This window comes from Escherichia sp. KTE96, assembly GCF_000408525.1.
GTDB classification, from domain to species: Bacteria; Pseudomonadota; Gammaproteobacteria; order Enterobacterales; family Enterobacteriaceae; genus Escherichia; species Escherichia marmotae.
Genome location: NZ_KE137149.1, coordinates 747,344 through 763,298, shown reverse-complemented (window position 1 = coordinate 763,298; position 15,955 = coordinate 747,344). Strand labels below are relative to the sequence as shown.

Below are 15,955 nucleotides of genomic sequence, written 5' to 3'. Positions count from 1 at the left end.
TAAAGGAGTTTAAATGGCAACGCGCATCGAATTTCACAAGCATGGTGGCCCGGAAGTACTGCAAGCCGTGGAGTTTACTCCTGCCGATCCAGCAGAGAATGAAATCCAGGTCGAAAATAAAGCGATTGGCATCAATTTTATCGACACGTATATCCGCAGCGGCCTTTATCCGCCGCCATCACTGCCCAGTGGATTAGGCACCGAAGCGGCTGGCATAGTAAGTAAAGTCGGCAGTAGTGTGAAACATATTAAAGCAGGCGATCGCGTGGTCTATGCGCAGGCGGCATTAGGGGCTTACAGTTCTGTGCATAATGTCAATGCTGATAAAGCAGCGATTCTGCCAGCAGCGATCTCTTTTGAGCAAGCTGCCGCCTCGTTCCTGAAAGGCTTAACGGTTTATTATCTGCTGCGTAAAACCTATGAAATCAAACCTGACGAGCAATTCCTGTTTCATGCCGCGGCGGGTGGTGTGGGCCTGATAGCCTGTCAGTGGGCGAAAGCCTTAGGGGCGAAACTTATTGGCACCGTGAGCACCGCGCAAAAAGCACAAAGTGCCATAAAAGCCGGGGCATGGCAGGTGATTAACTATCGCGACGAAAATCTGGTCGAGCGATTAAAAGAGATCACCGACGGCAAGAAAGTGCGCGTGGTATACGATTCCGTAGGCAAAGATACCTGGGAACGGTCGCTGGATTGTCTGCAACGTCGCGGTTTAATGGTCAGTTTTGGCAACTCATCAGGCGCGGTTACCGGTGTGAACTTAGGCATTCTCAATCAGAAAGGCTCGCTGTATGTGACGCGCCCTTCCTTGCAAGGCTATATCACCACGCGGGATGAGTTAACCGAAGCCAGTAATGAACTGTTTTCATTAATTGCCAGCGGCGTGATTAAGGTCGATGTCGCGGAGCAACAAAAATATCCGCTGAAGGATGCGCGGCGCGCGCATGAGATTCTGGAAAGCCGGGCAACGCAGGGTTCCAGTCTACTGATCCCATAAAGAAATTGGGCTTCCACCTGGGAAGCCCTTTCTTTTATAGTTCGGCTGTATGTAGGGTACAGCTCGATGAATTTGTTTGACGCGCAATAGTGACAGATTTGATTATCAATTCCTATTTTGTTCTAAGGATAAAACCTTAGGTTGTGATCATCCGCACAATCCCTTAGTAACGCCAGCGGTCATAGCGCTGATATTTCGGCACTTTTGGTGCTTTAATCGTCTTGATTACCCACACTACTGCAATCGCCAACAACAGCCACGGCAACAACTTGATCATCAATGCCAGCATACCGCCGAGGAACATAATGGCCGTCGCCACAACCAGCGCGGCGATAATACCCAGCAACGAAACACCAGTGACCATCAACATGACAAAAAAGCCAATAACGAAAAGTAGTTCCAGCATGATGTTCTCCCAAAAATGAAATCTCTTGCTGCCATTACAAGAATCATGCCAAAAACTAATATATTGATTTATCAAAGAAAACGCCCCGCGACCGTGCGCAGGGCGTAGTGAATTTGACTACTTTATGGTGAAAAATTAACGCTTGTCCGCCACCAGTTTGAGCGCGTGTTCCAGCACGTTAATATCGGCACCTGCTTTATGGGCATTTTCACTTAAATAACGCCGCCACTGCCGCGCGCCAGGGATCCCCTGGAACAACCCCAACATATGGCGGGTGATATGACCGAGATACGTACCCTGGCTAAGCTCGCGTTCAATGTACGGATACATGGCTCGTACCACCGCCACCGGATCGGCATCGGTATCCGAGGAACCAAAAATCTCACGATCCACCGCCGCCAGAATGCCGGGGTTTTGATACGCCTCGCGCCCGACCATCACACCATCCATATGTTGCAAATGCGCTTTAGCCTCTTCCAGTGACTTAATACCACCGTTAATCGACATCGTCAGATGCGGGAAATCACGCTTCAGTTGATAGACGCGCGGGTAATCGAGCGGCGGGATTTCACGGTTTTCTTTCGGACTTAAACCAGAAAGCCAGGCTTTACGCGCGTGGATGATAAACATCTCGCATTCACCTTTGCCGGAAACAGTGTTGATGAAATCACAGAGAAATTCATAACTGTCCTGATCATCAATGCCAATACGCGTTTTCACCGTCACCGGAATCGACACCACATCGCGCATCGCTTTCACGCAGTCGGCTACCAATTGCGCATTGCCCATCAGGCACGCGCCAAACATCCCGTTCTGCACCCGGTCAGATGGGCAGCCAACATTCAGGTTGATCTCATCGTATCCGCGCGCTTGTGCCAGCTTCGCACATTGCGCCAGCGCCGCCGGATCGCTTCCACCCAACTGCAACGCCACCGGATGCTCTTCTTCACTGTACGCCAGGTAATCACCTTTACCGTGAATAATCGCCCCGGTGGTCACCATTTCGGTATAGAGCAACGTATTGCGGGAAAGCAGACGCAGGAAATAGCGGCAGTGTCTGTCCGTCCAGTCGAGCATAGGAGCAATCGAGAAACGGTGTGCGGGATAAGCGGTTTGTGATTCTGCTGACATGGCGATTTTTTAAGCATCCGGTGAATTTGGGGCGCTACTATAGCATAACGAATATGCGATCAGGCAATGTGACAGCTATGTCCCCTGTTCTCGGCGTTTAAGTGAGAACTATGGTAAAGTAAGGACATTCTTAACCCCACTTTGAGGTGCCCAATGGAAAAGACCACAACGCAGGAGTTATTAGCGCAGGCTGAGAAACTCTGTGCGCAGCGAAATGTGCGCCTGACCCCGCAGCGCCTGGAAGTGTTGCGTTTGATGAGTCTGCAGGAAGGGGCAATCAGCGCCTACGATCTGCTTGATTTGCTGCGTGAAGCCGAGCCGCAAGCCAAGCCGCCAACGGTTTATCGCGCGCTAGATTTTCTGCTTGAGCAGGGTTTTGTACATAAGGTGGAATCCACCAACAGCTATGTGCTCTGCCACCTGTTTGATCAACCAACTCATACCTCCGCAATGTTTATTTGCGATCGCTGCGGCGCAGTGAAAGAAGAGTGTGCGGAAGGTGTAGAAGACATCATGCATACACTGGCGGCAAAAATGGGTTTTGCCCTGCGGCATAATGTGATTGAAGCGCACGGATTATGTGCAGCATGCGTGGAAGTAGAAGCGTGTCGCCATCATGATCAGTGCCAGCATGACCACTCTGTACAGGTGAAAAAGAAACCACGTTAAGAGGGCGTACTTCCTTGTACACATCGGGCAGGAGGGATTAATTACCAGCGGTAATCATGGCGTTTTTCCCAGCTATCAACCTCTTTCTCTGCCTGATCTTTCTGGTAACCGTAACGTTCCTGGATTTTACCCACTAACTGGTCACGTTTACCTTCAATGACCGTCATATCATCATCGGTCAGTTTTCCCCATTGCTCTTTCACTTTACCTTTGAACTGTTTCCAGTTACCGCCGACTTCGTCTTTATTCATATTCAAGTCCTCATCGTTAGGTGGTGAATGAGAGTACGCTCGCTTTTCTTCTGAACGTGGGATTAAGTGTAGTCAGGAATTTGGCTCAGGATTATTTATTCAGAATTTTTAACCATCACGTTTCAGCAAACCAGGTTCCATTGCGCCAGTGACGCCGCCAGATAGCCGCCAGAGAAAGCCCGCGCAGAGCCAGAAAGACGGTTAATGCCAACCACAACCCATGATTACCCAACCACGGCAATGTGAGTAACGTAAGTGCAAAACCTGCCGCTGCCACTGCCATGCTGTTTCGCATTTCGGCGGCGCGCGTTGCGCCAATAAACATGCCATCCAGCAGATAACACCAGACTCCCACCAGCGGCAAAATGACCTGCCAGATAAGGTAACGATCGGCCAGATTCTGAATTTGGGTTAACGAGGTCAGCAACGCGATAATGTGTTCCCCTGCCAGCAGATAAACTACAGAAAACAACAGTGCCACGACACCTGACTGGCGGCACGCTGCGCGCCAGATATCCAGCAATTGACTACCGTCACGCGCGCCATACGCCTGACCAGAATGCGCTTCAACGGCGTAGGCAAAGCCATCCAACGCATAGGCGGTGAAGGTGAGTAACGTCATCAGAACCGCGTTAACAGCGATAATATCGCTCCCCAGCCGCGCGCCAATAACCGTTATTGCGCCAAAGCAGAGTTGCAACAGCAATGAGCGAAGCATGATGTCGCGGTTAAGCGCCAGTAAGCGACGGAAATTTCCTCGCCAGGCTGTTTTCAGCATTTCGCCGGAGATACCGCGCAGTTTGAGGATTTTACGTACCATGAGCAGACCAATCAGCAACGTCGCATATTCTGCAACAACCGTCGCCAGCGCTGCGCCCTGCACGTTCATATGCAGTCCCATCACCAGCCAGATATCCAGCACAATGTTGAGGATATTGCCAACCACTAACAAAATCACTGGCGCACGGGCATATTGCACACCGAGCAACCAGCCAAGCAGCACCAGATTCGCCAGCGACGCCGGGGCGCTTAGCCAACGGATTTCAAGAAAGCGCCGCGCCTGTTCCAGCACTGCTTCGCTACCGCCAACAATATGCAGCGCCAGATCGATAATCGGCGTACGCAGTAGAGCAATCAACGCCCCAGCCCCCAACGCCAACAGCAACGGCTGCACCAGCGCCCGCGCTAATGCCTGAGGATTTTGAGCACCAAAAGCCTGTGCAGTAAGCCCGGTAGTACTCATACGCAAAAACAGCAACAGCATAAAGAGAAAGCTGGTCGCCGTTGCACCAACCGCCACGCCGCCCAGATAAACCGGACTATCAAGATGACCAATAACCGCCGTATCAACCAACCCCAGCAAGGGAACGGTAATATTGGAGAAGATCATGGGTAAGGCGAGATGCCAGAGCGCTTTATCAGATGAAGTGAGGAATGCCATGCCGACAAGCCTGATGAAGAGAGATGAAAAACAAACCGCGACGCCAGGCGGCATCGCGGTATCAGAGATATATTACAGCCAGTCGCCGTTGCGAATAACCCCAACTGCCAGCCCTTCAATAGTGAAGCTCTGCTGACGAAGGTCAACGACAATCGGTTTAAACTCACTGTTTTCTGGCAGCAGTTCGACTTTATTACCCTGCTTTTTCAGACGTTTAACGGTAACTTCGTCATCAATACGCGCGACAACGACCTGACCATTACGTACATCCTGGGTTTTATGCACTGCCAGCAGATCGCCATCCATAATGCCGATATCTTTCATCGACATCCCGCTGACGCGCAGCAGGAAATCGGCATTCGGTTTGAACAGGGAAGGATCGACCTGATAATGACCTTCAATATGCTGTTGCGCCAGAAGCGGTTCACCAGCAGCCACACGGCCTACCAGCGGCAGCCCTTCTTCCTCTTCATGCAACAGACGGATCCCGCGCGATGCGCCGGAAACAATTTCAATAACGCCTTTGCGTGCCAGCGCCTTCAGATGTTCTTCAGCCGCATTTGGGGAACGGAACCCCAAACGCTGCGCGATTTCCGCACGCGTCGGCGGCATACCTGTCTGGCTGATGTGATCACGAATGAGATCAAACACCTCTTGCTGCCTGGCCGTTAACGCTTTCATTCCGCCCCCTGGGTGTATATACAGTTATGCTGTGAGTATATACAGCAAAAGGTGATTTTGGAACCATAAACTGCACAATAAACCAGAGATTTATCGAATTCTGGAAGGGTTATCCAAAATGCGACCATAACAGGATGCACCAGGTAATCACTGCGACGATAATCGCGATCAACACCGCCGCGGACCCCATATCTTTCGCTCGCCCGGAAAGCTCATGGTATTCGGAGCCAATACGGTCAACTACGGCCTCGATGGCGCTATTGAGAATTTCTACGATCATGACCAACATGACGGAGCTAATAAGCAGTACGCGGGTTATCGCGTCCACATCCAGCCAGCAGGCGATGATCACCGCCAACAATACCGCAACGCCTTCCTGACGGAATGCCGCTTCGTTGATCCATGCTGCGCGTAACCCTTTCCAGGAATAGCCAGCAGCTTTGATAATTCGAGTGAATCCAGTGGTATTATTGGCCATTGAAAGAACCTTTTTACATTATGAGCGTCAATATCAGTGTACCGTTAAATCCGATGACTCGGGTTTGCATAACGCCGCGCGAAACATGAGCGGATACCACAGAATTTCCCATGACTTTCTGCTATCCTTGCCGCGCATTTGCATTATTAACCAGAGGCTTTACATCGTTTATGTCCGGCTGGCCACGAATTTACTACAAATTACTGAATTTACCATTAAGCATCCTGGTAAAAAGCAAGTCTATTCCGGCAGATCCTGCCCCGGAACTGGGACTCGATACCTCTCGTCCAATTATGTACGTTTTACCGTACAACTCAAAAGCGGATTTGCTGACGTTGCGCGCCCAGTGTCTGGCACATGATCTGCCCGACCCATTAGAGCCGCTGGAGATCGACGGCACGCTGCTGCCACGCTATGTGTTTATTCACGGCGGGCCGCGTGTTTTCACCTATTACACGCCAAAAGAAGAATCCATTAAGCTGTTCCACGATTATCTCGACCTGCACCGCAGCAACCCGAATCTGGATGTGCAGATGGTGCCGGTATCGGTGATGTTTGGTCGTGCACCGGGGCGCGAAAAAGGCGAAGTAAACCCACCGTTGCGTATACTCAACGGCGTGCAGAAATTTTTCGCCGTACTGTGGCTTGGTCGCGACAGTTTTGTGCGTTTCTCGCCGTCAGTTTCGCTGCGTCGCATGGCTGATGAACACGGCACGGATAAAATTATCGCCCAGAAACTGGCGCGCGTGGCACGTATGCACTTTGCCCGCCAGCGCCTTGCTGCCGTGGGTCCACGCCTGCCTGCCCGTCAGGACTTGTTCAATAAGCTACTTGCCTCCCGCGCCATTGCCAAAGCGGTAGAAGATGAAGCCCGCAGCAAAAAAATCTCCCATGAAAAAGCGCAGCAAAACGCTATTGCGCTGATGGAAGAGATTGCGGCGAACTTCTCTTACGAGATGATCCGCCTGACTGACCGTATTCTGGGCTTCACCTGGAACCGGCTTTATCAGGGCATCAACGTCCATAACGCCGAGCGCGTTCGCCAGTTGGCCCACGACGGTCATGAGCTGGTATATGTGCCTTGCCATCGCAGTCACATGGACTACCTGCTGCTCTCTTACGTGCTTTATCACCAGGGGCTGGTGCCGCCGCATATCGCCGCTGGGATCAACCTGAACTTCTGGCCTGCCGGGCCGATTTTCCGCCGTCTGGGTGCGTTCTTTATTCGCCGTACGTTTAAAGGCAATAAACTCTACTCCACAGTTTTCCGCGAATATCTCGGTGAACTGTTCAGCCGTGGTTATTCCGTTGAGTACTTTGTGGAGGGTGGGCGTTCGCGAACGGGGCGTCTGCTTGATCCAAAAACCGGCACCCTGTCGATGACCATTCAGGCGATGCTGCGTGGCGGTACACGCCCGATTACGCTGATTCCGATCTACATCGGTTATGAGCACGTCATGGAAGTGGGGACTTACGCCAAAGAACTGCGCGGCGCGACGAAAGAGAAAGAGAGCCTGCCACAGATGCTGCGCGGCTTAAGCAAACTGCGTAATCTTGGACAGGGCTATGTCAACTTCGGTGAACCAATGCCGTTGATGACCTATCTCAACCAGCATGTGCCGGACTGGCGCGAATCAATCGACCCCATCGAAGCGGTGCGTCCAGCCTGGTTAACGCCGACGGTGAATAACATTGCCGCCGATCTGATGGTACGCATTAACAACGCAGGGGCGGCAAACGCCATGAACCTGTGCTGTACTGCGCTTCTGGCGTCACGTCAGCGCTCACTCACCCGCGAGCAGTTAACCGAGCAACTCAACTGTTATCTCGATTTGATGCGCAACGTGCCTTACTCCGCGGATTCAACGGTGCCTTCAGCCAGCGCCAGTGAGCTTATCGATCACGCGCTGCAGATGAACAAGTTTGAAGTCGAGAAAGACACCATCGGTGACATCATCATTCTGCCGCGTGAGCAAGCGGTGCTGATGACCTACTATCGCAACAATATTGCGCATATGTTGGTTCTGCCTTCACTGATGGCGGCAATTGTAACGCAGCATCGCCACATCTCCCGCGACGTATTGATGGAGCACGTTAACGTGCTGTATCCAATGCTGAAAGCAGAGCTGTTCTTGCGCTGGGATCGCGACGAATTACCGGGTGTGATTGATGCGCTGGCGAATGAGATGCAACGTCAGGGGCTGATTACGCTGCAAGATGATGAATTGCATATCAACCCGGCGCATTCCCGCACGCTTCAGTTGCTTGCCGCAGGTGCGCGCGAAACGCTGCAACGTTATGCCATCACTTTCTGGCTGCTGAGCGCCAACCCGTCAATCAACCGCGGTACGCTGGAAAAAGAGAGCCGCACCGTGGCACAACGTCTCTCTGTGCTACACGGCATCAACGCACCGGAGTTCTTCGACAAAGCGGTGTTCAGTTCTCTGGTGCTGACGCTGCGTGATGAAGGGTATATCAGCGACAGCGGCGACGCCGAACCGGCAGAGACGATGAAGGTGTACCAGTTGCTGGCGGAGTTGATTACATCCGATGTGCGTTTGACGATTGAGAGTGCGACGCAGGGCGAAGGGTAATTGGTGAGCGTTGCCGGATGCGGCGAAACCGCCTTATCTGGCCTACCATGACCTGCAAATTCAATAAATTGCGATGTGTTATGTAGAGCTGATAAGCGCAGCGCATCAGGCAGCTTTTCACAGAAAAAAGCCGGATAATGGACTGCACCCCAAAAGTTGGACACCCAACTGATTAAGGTGCAGTCCATAATCATCCGACTTTTTTTACATCATCAGAAATGCCAGTAACTCATTGCCAGCCCTAAAAATAGTACCAGGCCAACATAGTTATTATTCATAAACGCTTTAAAGCAGGCTTCACGCTCGCGATTGGCAATCAGTTTTTGTTGATAAACAAACAGCGCGCCCGCTACCAGAATTGACCAGTAATATCCCCAGCCTAAGCCATTTAACTCGCCAATAATCGCCATCAGTACCAGTACGCCGACCTGCAAAATGCCGATAATCAACTTATCGTATTGACCAAACAAGATTGCCGTGGACTTAATGCCAATCTTTACGTCGTCGTCACGGTCAACCATCGCGTACTGAGTATCGTAAGCCACCGCCCAGAGAATATTGGCGAGGAACATCAGCCAGCAGCTTAACGGTACTGACTCACTCACTGCGGCAAAAGCCATTGGAATCGACCAGCCAAACGCCGCGCCCAGCACCACTTGCGGTAGATGGGTATAACGTTTCATAAATGGGTAAACCCATGCCAGCACCAGCGCAGCAATCGACAACAGAATGGTCATCGTATTCAGCGTCAGCACCAGTAAGAACGAAATTAGCACCAGCACCACAAACAGTGTGCGCGCCTCTTTCTCAGTCACCGCGCCACTGGGAAGCGGTCGGTTTGCCGTGCGCTTAACATGACCGTCAAACTTACGGTCAGCATAGTCATTCACTACACAACCGGCGGCGCGCATTAGCCAGACGCCAGCAACAAACACCGCCAGGATCCAGAGCTGGGGAACACCTGGTGTCGCCACCCATAGCGCCCACAAAGTTGGCCAGAGCAGCAGTAACGCGCCAATTGGCTTATCCGTACGCATTAAGCGGTGAAACGCCAGCAGCTTATTTTGCGTCAGACTCCACTCCATATTTTTTTCCTCTTAGTACAACGGTGATGCCGGTAAAAACAGTTCGGTCAGCAGCAGCGGCTTACCGCTTAATCGCAGGCGGGAACGTCGTCCCCACAGTCCGGCATCACGGCCTATCTCAATAAAGTCACGGGTTAATGTCGATGATGTGAACAGATAGCGCCCTAACGGCGTTTTACCCAATTTTTGTAACGCCAGCTCAGGGCCACTTAACGTTGACACAGGAACGACGGTACGCCCGGCAAGCCAGGGTTCACCATCAGCACATAACAAAATTTCACGTAACCAGTAACGAGACTCTTTCGGCAGCAGCGGCAATTCTTCGGGGATTTCATTCTGCTCGACAAACCCTTCGCGGATCATCGTCACACTCACCGTTTTTCCCTGCTGTTCAAAACGTTTGGTCATGGAATCTTCCAGCAACAACCAGTCGAGCAGTTGCGGTTCCAGCGCAGGGATCTCTGCAAAATAGCGCAGCGCACGCAGTTGCGTTAACGCGGGGTGTGACATGCCGAACTCTCCGTTACATAACGTAAAGGCATTGTATCGCAGAAAAGCGTTAACGGGAGATGTAAAGCATATTAAGTGATCTAATACGCAACAATAACGCAACAATCACCAAGGGAGAGAAAAAAAGGTGCATCAGAAGACGCACCAGTTGTTGCAAAATCAGCACTGTGGGGCGTAATTACCCCTTGCCTTTTACACTGCTGATAAAGGTGGAACGGGCAGATGTCGATCCCAGACGTTCAGCTTCATCAAGCAGTTTTAACGCCTTATCAACATCACCTTTCGCGACAGCGTTTTTGATCGCGGTATTAAAATAACTTTCCGTGTCGTTGAGCATAGGTTCGCTTTTCTTCGCTGACACTGGAGCAGGCGCAGCTACGGCTGGCGCTGCCGTGTTGCCTACCGTAACCGGAGCAGGAGCGGAAGAACCAAACAGCGGCCCTACCAACACGCTGGAGCTGGAGTTGGTCTTCACTTTCAGCTTCAGCAAGCCATCAGTGGTATGACGGGCAACCGGATCTGGAATATCCGGCACCGAGTTACCAACGCCTTTGGCATAGGCTTTTGCCGGGTCGAGCAGTTGGGTCGTCTGCTGGAGATCTTTTTCAGTGGTAAAGACCAGAACATAAAGTTTTTGCTGCCCCAGTGCTGGCGTCAGGCGCATAACCCCTTCCAGGCGATCGGCACTCATGACGCCGGGTTCCTGATAGGTGAAATAACTGCTGGGGAAGAAGGCCGATGGCGTCATGTTTTGATCAAGAATCAGCACATTCGGCGCAAATACGCTGGTTTGTTTGTTCACTTCACTGGTCAGCGTCAGAGTAAGCTCGCCAATATTGGCCGGAACGCTGTATGCGGCAACCGGGCCACTGATACCAGGGATGTTCAGTTGTTGGCCGCCGGTCGCCAGTTGGGTCGTCTGAGTCTTAGATTGGTCGACCGGTGTCCAGGTTAATTGTTGCAGCGCGGCAGATGGAATGGCTGGCGCGTCGCTGGTGTTTTGCGGTACGTAGTTGACGTTGGCCAGGCTGATTCCAGGCGCACTCGCCAGCACCCCTGCTGATAAACAGAGGGCGATGAGACTTTTATTCATTTTCATTGTTTTCACCTCAAAATCTGGAGTTCAGCGGTGGCCAGGCAATAGCGCGCTAAACCCGATAAACAGAGGGGCTTACGCCCTTTATAGATAATGACAACCTGTTTTTATGCCGGATGCGGTGCAAGCACCTTATCCGGCCTACATTCGGCTGCGGTTGTAGGCCTGATAAGACGCGACAGCGTCGCATCAGGCGTTGGTTGCCGGATGCGGCGTAAACGCCTTATCCGGCCCAGGTTTTGCTATTACCACCAGATTTCCATCTGGGCACCGAAGGTCCACTCATCGCTATCGCCACGACCGAAGCTACCGCCTTCGAAGTTCGCCGGAACAGCTTTGCCGTAGTTCGGGTTAGAAGAGGAACTACCGTTGTAGTCATAACCCCATTTCTCATCCCACTTGGCGTAGGTTGCGAAGACACGAATAGCCGGGCGTGACCAGATGCTGTCGCCAGCCTGCCATTGTTGTGCGAGGGTGATTTTGTACTGGTTGTTCTTGTCGCCAGTGCGCTGGGATTCGACGTTGTCGTAGCCGATCTCCATCAAGGTACTCATGATAGGCGTCCACTTGTACATCGGACGAATACCGACGGTCCACCATTTGGTGCCGTTGTCGTTATCCCAGTTGATGTCCTGATACATACCCACGTACATCATGTCCCAATTGTCACCCATAGAAATCGCACCGTGATCCAGGATACGCAGCAAGTGACCGTTGTTGTTGATGTTGTAAGCAAAGTGTTCGTTATCAAATGCGACGCCAGACCCTTGCGACAGCCCTTTACCCTGTGAGGTCATAGAGTCTGTTGCGTACTGAACAACAAACTTGTTAAAGCCTTTCAGGATGCTCTGGGTATGCTCGGCAGTGAACATCCAGCCATCTTTCGATGCGCCATCAACCAGACGATAGTTATCACGCAGGTTGGCACGACCGTAGTCGACACCCAGCTCTAAGGTTCCGCCCGGGTTAATTTCCATCTGCGCTAAACGCACGTCAAAGACGTCGTTCGCAGTTTCGTTGGTATAGTCATAAATATTGTTGCTGGCGAAAGAGGAAGAACCGCCCGCTTCAGAAGAACGCGTTGCTGCCAGGGAAAGTTTACCGAAACCAACGTCGATGTTTTCCAGACCGGCACCAGGACCAGAAATATCCCAGTAGTAGAAGTCGATCATATGAACGTCATGACGCTGATAGAAACGCTTACCAGCCCAAATGGTGGCACCTGGCAGCCATTCAATCAGGTTTTTCCCCTGCACATTCGCTTCACGGAAAGCCGGATCGGTGGCCTCCCAGTCATTCTGTTGTGCTACGGAATAGGCCACGTTAGTGTCGAAATAGAAGCTCTTATCGCCCTCTTTCCACACTTCCTGACCCAATTTTAATTCAGCATAAGTTTCACATTCGTTGCCAAGACGGTATTTACTTTGAGCGCCAGTGGTCTGGAAACACTGTTGTTCACCGCCGCTCCCTGTCCAGCCGATACCGGAACGAGCGTAACCGTGGAAATCCACAGCCATTGCCTGAGCAGACATTACGCCCGCTGCGACGGCAACCGCCAGAGGAAGTTTGCGCAGAGTAATCATCATTCTATCTCCTGAGTCATTGCTTTTCTTTTTTCACATCACCTGTCACAGGCTCTGTGTCTTTTGTAGGATGCTTAAACGCCCGGTTCCTGATGCAGTCGACGACATGCAGTGCCATCCTCACGGAACAGATGGCAACGCTCTGGCGGCAGGCCGATAGCGAATGTGGCACCTTCTTCTACCAACACCACGTCAGACTGGCGGTACACCAGGTTTTGACGAATAGAAGGGATCTGGATATGAATTTGCGTTTCGTTGCCAAGCTGTTCGACCACCTGAACCTCACCCTCAAGGATGACGTCAGCGATATCGCTTGGCAGTAAATGTTCCGGGCGAATGCCCAGCGACATGTTGGCACCGACCTGAACATCGCGGCTTTCAACCGGAAGCCAGACTTGCTGGAGGTTTGGCATCGGCAGCTCAACCTGGACCTGATCGATTGCGGTAGCAGTTACTTTCACCGGCAGGAAGTTCATCTTCGGTGAACCAATAAAACCGGCGACAAAGCGGTCTGCCGGATAGTGATACAGTTCAAGAGGCTTCCCGACTTGCGCCACGCGACCGGCATCCAGCACCACGATTTTGTCGGCCAGCGTCATCGCTTCGACCTGATCGTGAGTGACGTAAATCATTGTGCGACCCAACCGTTTATGCAGACGGGAAATTTCGATACGCATCTGTACGCGCAGCGCTGCATCGAGGTTGGAAAGTGGTTCATCGAGTAAAAACACGCTTGGCTCGGCCACCAACGTACGACCAATCGCCACACGTTGACGCTGGCCACCGGAGAGCGCCTTCGGTTTGCGATCCAGCAAGTGCGCCAGTTGCAGCACTTCCGCTACCTGGTTAACACGCTGGTTGATGACCTCTTTCTTTGCGCCTGCTAATTTCAGGCCAAACGACATATTTTCTGCCACAGACAGATGGGGATAGAGCGCATAGGACTGGAACACCATGCCGACGCCGCGTTCTGCTGGCGGGGTGTCGTTCATTCGTTTTTCATCGATGAACAGGTCGCCGCTGGTGATCGTCTCAAGACCGGCAATCATGCGCAGTAAAGTGGATTTACCGCAGCCAGATGGTCCGACAAACACCACGAACTCACCTTCGTGGATGTCGAGATTGATATCTTTCGATACCACCACATCCCCCCAGGCCTTCGTTACATTTTGTAGCTGTACGCTCGCCATGCCCTTCTCCCTTCGTTACAACCTGTCATCGACAGCAACATTCATGATGCAGTGACTATGCGTCATCGGAAGATGGCTTAAATCCTCCACCCCCTGGCTTTTTTATGGGGGAGGAGGCGGGAGGATGAGAAGATGGTGTCTGCATACTAATCCGAGGAGAAGTAAGGAAATTCGTGATATTGCTTGCAAAAAACATGGCAATTTTGTGTGCGCCTCCCCGCAATACTGCTATTTCTGCGACACAGATCACACAAAACGAGGGTGGGGCGTAGGGGCAAGGAGGATGGAAAGAGGTTGCCGTATAAAGAAACTAGAGTCCGTTCAGGCGTTTTCACAAGCACTTCACCAACAAGGACCAGAGATTATGAAAATAAAAACAGGTGCACGCATCCTCGCATTATCTGTTTTAACGACGATGATGTTTTCCGCCTCGGCTCTCGCCAAAATCGAAGAAGGTAAACTGGTAATCTGGATCAACGGCGATAAAGGCTACAACGGCCTCGCAGAAGTGGGTAAGAAATTCGAGAAAGATACCGGAATTAAAGTTACCGTTGAGCATCCAGATAAGTTGGAAGAGAAATTCCCCCAGGTTGCGGCAACTGGCGATGGTCCGGACATTATTTTCTGGGCGCACGACCGCTTTGGCGGCTATGCCCAATCTGGTCTGTTGGCTGAAATCTCCCCAGACAAAGCGTTACAGGACAAACTGTATCCTTTCACCTGGGATGCTGTTCGTTATAACGGCAAACTGATTGCTTATCCGATCGCAGTTGAAGCGTTATCGCTGATTTATAACAAAGACCTGCTGCCGAACCCACCGAAAACCTGGGAAGAAATCCCGGCTCTGGATAAAGAACTGAAAGCGAAAGGTAAGAGCGCGCTGATGTTCAACCTGCAAGAACCGTACTTCACCTGGCCACTGATTGCCGCCGACGGTGGTTATGCGTTCAAGTATGAAAACGATAAATACAACGTGAAAGACGTTGGTGTGGATAACGCTGGCGCGAAAGCGGGTCTGACCTTCCTGGTTGATCTGGTTAAAAACAAACACATGAATGCGGATACTGATTACTCCATCGCAGAGGCAGCCTTTAACAAAGGTGAAACTGCGATGACCATCAACGGTCCGTGGGCATGGTCCAACATCGATACCAGCAAAGTGAACTACGGCGTGACGCTGCTGCCGACCTTCAAGGGACAACCTTCCAAACCATTCGTTGGTGTTCTGAGTGCAGGCATTAACGCTGCCAGCCCGAACAAAGAACTGGCGAAAGAGTTCCTCGAAAACTACCTGCTGACCGACGAAGGTCTGGAAGCGGTAAATAAAGATAAACCGCTGGGTGCCGTGGCGCTGAAGTCTTACCAGGATCAGTTGGCGAAAGATCAACGCATTGCCGCCACCATGGATAACGCCAAAAACGGCGAAATCATGCCGAACATCCCGCAGATGTCCGCCTTCTGGTATGCCGTGCGTACCGCAGTGATCAACGCTGCCAGCGGTCGCCAAACTGTTGATGCCGCGCTGAAAGATGCACAGGGTCGTATCACCAAGTAATGCCGTTAAATGCCGGATGCGGCGTAAACGCCTTATCCGGCCTACGAAACCGAAGCGTATGTAGGCCTGATAAGACGCACCAGCGTCGCATCAGGCGGTTGTTGTCGGATGCGGCGTAAACGCCTTATCCGACCTACGAAGCCGAAGCGTATGTAGGCCTGATAAGACGCGTCAGCGTCGCATCAGGCAGTTGTTGCCGGATGCGGCGTAAACGCCTTATCCGACCGAAAAAACGAAACCTATGTAGGCCTGATAAGACGCCTCAGCGTCGCATCAGGCATTGATTGC

Annotated in this window: 15 protein-coding genes; 4 read left to right on the top strand and 11 right to left on the bottom strand. The window is 51.8% G+C overall.

The window, feature by feature from the left end; translation table 11 throughout:
- Positions 1–13 precede the first annotated feature (13 nt).
- Positions 14–997 (top strand): quinone oxidoreductase, encoded by a 984-nt coding sequence (locus A1WG_RS10670; RefSeq protein WP_000235536.1) that lies wholly within the window; start codon positions 14–16, stop codon positions 995–997.
- Positions 998–1,160: 163 nt separating this feature from the next.
- Here A1WG_RS10670 and pspG read toward each other — a convergent pair whose 3' ends face one another.
- Together pspG and dusA are read right to left on the bottom strand one after the other, a co-directional pair.
- Entirely contained in the window at positions 1,161–1,403 is a 243-nt protein-coding gene (gene pspG, locus A1WG_RS10675) for an envelope stress response protein PspG (protein WP_000891405.1), read from the bottom strand.
- Between the two features lie 135 nt (positions 1,404–1,538).
- Positions 1,539–2,534, bottom strand: a complete 996-nt coding sequence (gene dusA / locus A1WG_RS10680) for a tRNA dihydrouridine(20/20a) synthase DusA (protein ID WP_001272039.1) — start codon at positions 2,532–2,534, stop codon at positions 1,539–1,541.
- Between the two features lie 153 nt (positions 2,535–2,687).
- Between dusA and zur the strand changes: the two genes are divergently transcribed.
- Positions 2,688–3,203 (top strand): zinc uptake transcriptional repressor Zur, encoded by a 516-nt coding sequence (gene zur, locus A1WG_RS10685; protein WP_000416265.1) that lies wholly within the window; start codon positions 2,688–2,690, stop codon positions 3,201–3,203.
- Positions 3,204–3,244: 41 nt separating this feature from the next.
- On the opposite strand, the gene A1WG_RS10690 is transcribed toward zur, so the two are convergent.
- The 4 genes from A1WG_RS10690 to dgkA form a co-directional block, all read right to left on the bottom strand.
- Positions 3,245–3,454 (bottom strand): CsbD family protein, encoded by a 210-nt coding sequence (locus tag A1WG_RS10690; protein WP_001030602.1) that lies wholly within the window; start codon positions 3,452–3,454, stop codon positions 3,245–3,247.
- Positions 3,455–3,569: 115 nt separating this feature from the next.
- Positions 3,570–4,895, bottom strand: coding sequence for an MATE family efflux transporter DinF (gene dinF / locus A1WG_RS10695; protein ID WP_001517569.1), 1,326 nt, complete (start codon positions 4,893–4,895; stop codon positions 3,570–3,572).
- Positions 4,896–4,967: 72 nt separating this feature from the next.
- The gene (gene lexA / locus A1WG_RS10700; protein WP_000646076.1) at positions 4,968–5,576 is read right to left on the bottom strand and encodes a transcriptional repressor LexA; all 609 of its coding nucleotides are present in this window, start codon (positions 5,574–5,576) and stop codon (positions 4,968–4,970) included.
- Positions 5,577–5,685: 109 nt separating this feature from the next.
- Positions 5,686–6,054, bottom strand: coding sequence for a diacylglycerol kinase (gene dgkA / locus A1WG_RS10705; RefSeq protein ID WP_000002905.1), 369 nt, complete (start codon positions 6,052–6,054; stop codon positions 5,686–5,688).
- A gap of 170 nt (positions 6,055–6,224) precedes the next feature.
- On the opposite strand from dgkA, the gene plsB reads away from it, so the two are divergent.
- On the top strand, positions 6,225–8,648 hold the full coding sequence (plsB, locus tag A1WG_RS10710) for a glycerol-3-phosphate 1-O-acyltransferase PlsB (RefSeq protein ID WP_001517568.1): 2,424 nt from the start codon (positions 6,225–6,227) through the stop codon (positions 8,646–8,648).
- A 212-nt stretch (positions 8,649–8,860) separates the two neighbouring features.
- Here the strand turns inward: plsB and ubiA are convergent, their stop codons facing one another.
- From ubiA to malK, 5 genes are all read right to left on the bottom strand, one after another.
- Complete coding sequence (gene ubiA / locus A1WG_RS10715) at positions 8,861–9,733, bottom strand: 4-hydroxybenzoate octaprenyltransferase (RefSeq protein ID WP_000455236.1); 873 nt, start codon at positions 9,731–9,733, stop codon at positions 8,861–8,863.
- A gap of 12 nt (positions 9,734–9,745) precedes the next feature.
- Positions 9,746–10,243 (bottom strand): chorismate lyase, encoded by a 498-nt coding sequence (gene ubiC, locus A1WG_RS10720; RefSeq protein WP_000019214.1) that lies wholly within the window; start codon positions 10,241–10,243, stop codon positions 9,746–9,748.
- A 178-nt stretch (positions 10,244–10,421) separates the two neighbouring features.
- Complete coding sequence (gene malM / locus A1WG_RS10725) at positions 10,422–11,342, bottom strand: maltose operon protein MalM (protein WP_001517567.1); 921 nt, start codon at positions 11,340–11,342, stop codon at positions 10,422–10,424.
- Between the two features lie 242 nt (positions 11,343–11,584).
- Positions 11,585–12,925 carry a maltoporin LamB gene (lamB, locus tag A1WG_RS10730; protein WP_001517566.1) on the bottom strand — a complete coding sequence of 447 codons (1,341 nt, stop codon included), beginning with the start codon at positions 12,923–12,925 and terminating at the stop codon, positions 11,585–11,587.
- Between the two features lie 71 nt (positions 12,926–12,996).
- Positions 12,997–14,112 carry a maltose/maltodextrin ABC transporter ATP-binding protein MalK gene (malK, locus tag A1WG_RS10735; protein ID WP_000179158.1) on the bottom strand — a complete coding sequence of 372 codons (1,116 nt, stop codon included), beginning with the start codon at positions 14,110–14,112 and terminating at the stop codon, positions 12,997–12,999.
- A 364-nt stretch (positions 14,113–14,476) separates the two neighbouring features.
- Between malK and malE the strand changes: the two genes are divergently transcribed.
- Positions 14,477–15,667 (top strand): maltose/maltodextrin ABC transporter substrate-binding protein MalE, encoded by a 1,191-nt coding sequence (gene malE, locus A1WG_RS10740; RefSeq protein WP_000695404.1) that lies wholly within the window; start codon positions 14,477–14,479, stop codon positions 15,665–15,667.
- Positions 15,668–15,955: the final 288 nt, after the last annotated feature.

Coding starts and splice junctions, on each gene's coding strand:
- dinF (WP_001517569.1), bottom strand. CDS start 4,895: ATGGCATTCCTCACTTCATCTGATAAAGCGCTCTGGCATCTCGCCTTA.
- dusA (WP_001272039.1), bottom strand. CDS start 2,534: ATGTCAGCAGAATCACAAACCGCTTATCCCGCACACCGTTTCTCGATT.
- zur (WP_000416265.1), top strand. CDS start 2,688: ATGGAAAAGACCACAACGCAGGAGTTATTAGCGCAGGCTGAGAAACTC.
- ubiC (WP_000019214.1), bottom strand. CDS start 10,243: ATGTCACACCCCGCGTTAACGCAACTGCGTGCGCTGCGCTATTTTGCA.
- ubiA (WP_000455236.1), bottom strand. CDS start 9,733: ATGGAGTGGAGTCTGACGCAAAATAAGCTGCTGGCGTTTCACCGCTTA.
- malM (WP_001517567.1), bottom strand. CDS start 11,342: ATGAAAATGAATAAAAGTCTCATCGCCCTCTGTTTATCAGCAGGGGTG.
- dgkA (WP_000002905.1), bottom strand. CDS start 6,054: ATGGCCAATAATACCACTGGATTCACTCGAATTATCAAAGCTGCTGGC.
- A1WG_RS10690 (WP_001030602.1), bottom strand. CDS start 3,454: ATGAATAAAGACGAAGTCGGCGGTAACTGGAAACAGTTCAAAGGTAAA.
- plsB (WP_001517568.1), top strand. CDS start 6,225: ATGTCCGGCTGGCCACGAATTTACTACAAATTACTGAATTTACCATTA.
- A1WG_RS10670 (WP_000235536.1), top strand. CDS start 14: ATGGCAACGCGCATCGAATTTCACAAGCATGGTGGCCCGGAAGTACTG.
- lamB (WP_001517566.1), bottom strand. CDS start 12,925: ATGATGATTACTCTGCGCAAACTTCCTCTGGCGGTTGCCGTCGCAGCG.
- malE (WP_000695404.1), top strand. CDS start 14,477: ATGAAAATAAAAACAGGTGCACGCATCCTCGCATTATCTGTTTTAACG.
- malK (WP_000179158.1), bottom strand. CDS start 14,112: ATGGCGAGCGTACAGCTACAAAATGTAACGAAGGCCTGGGGGGATGTG.
- pspG (WP_000891405.1), bottom strand. CDS start 1,403: ATGCTGGAACTACTTTTCGTTATTGGCTTTTTTGTCATGTTGATGGTC.
- lexA (WP_000646076.1), bottom strand. CDS start 5,576: ATGAAAGCGTTAACGGCCAGGCAGCAAGAGGTGTTTGATCTCATTCGT.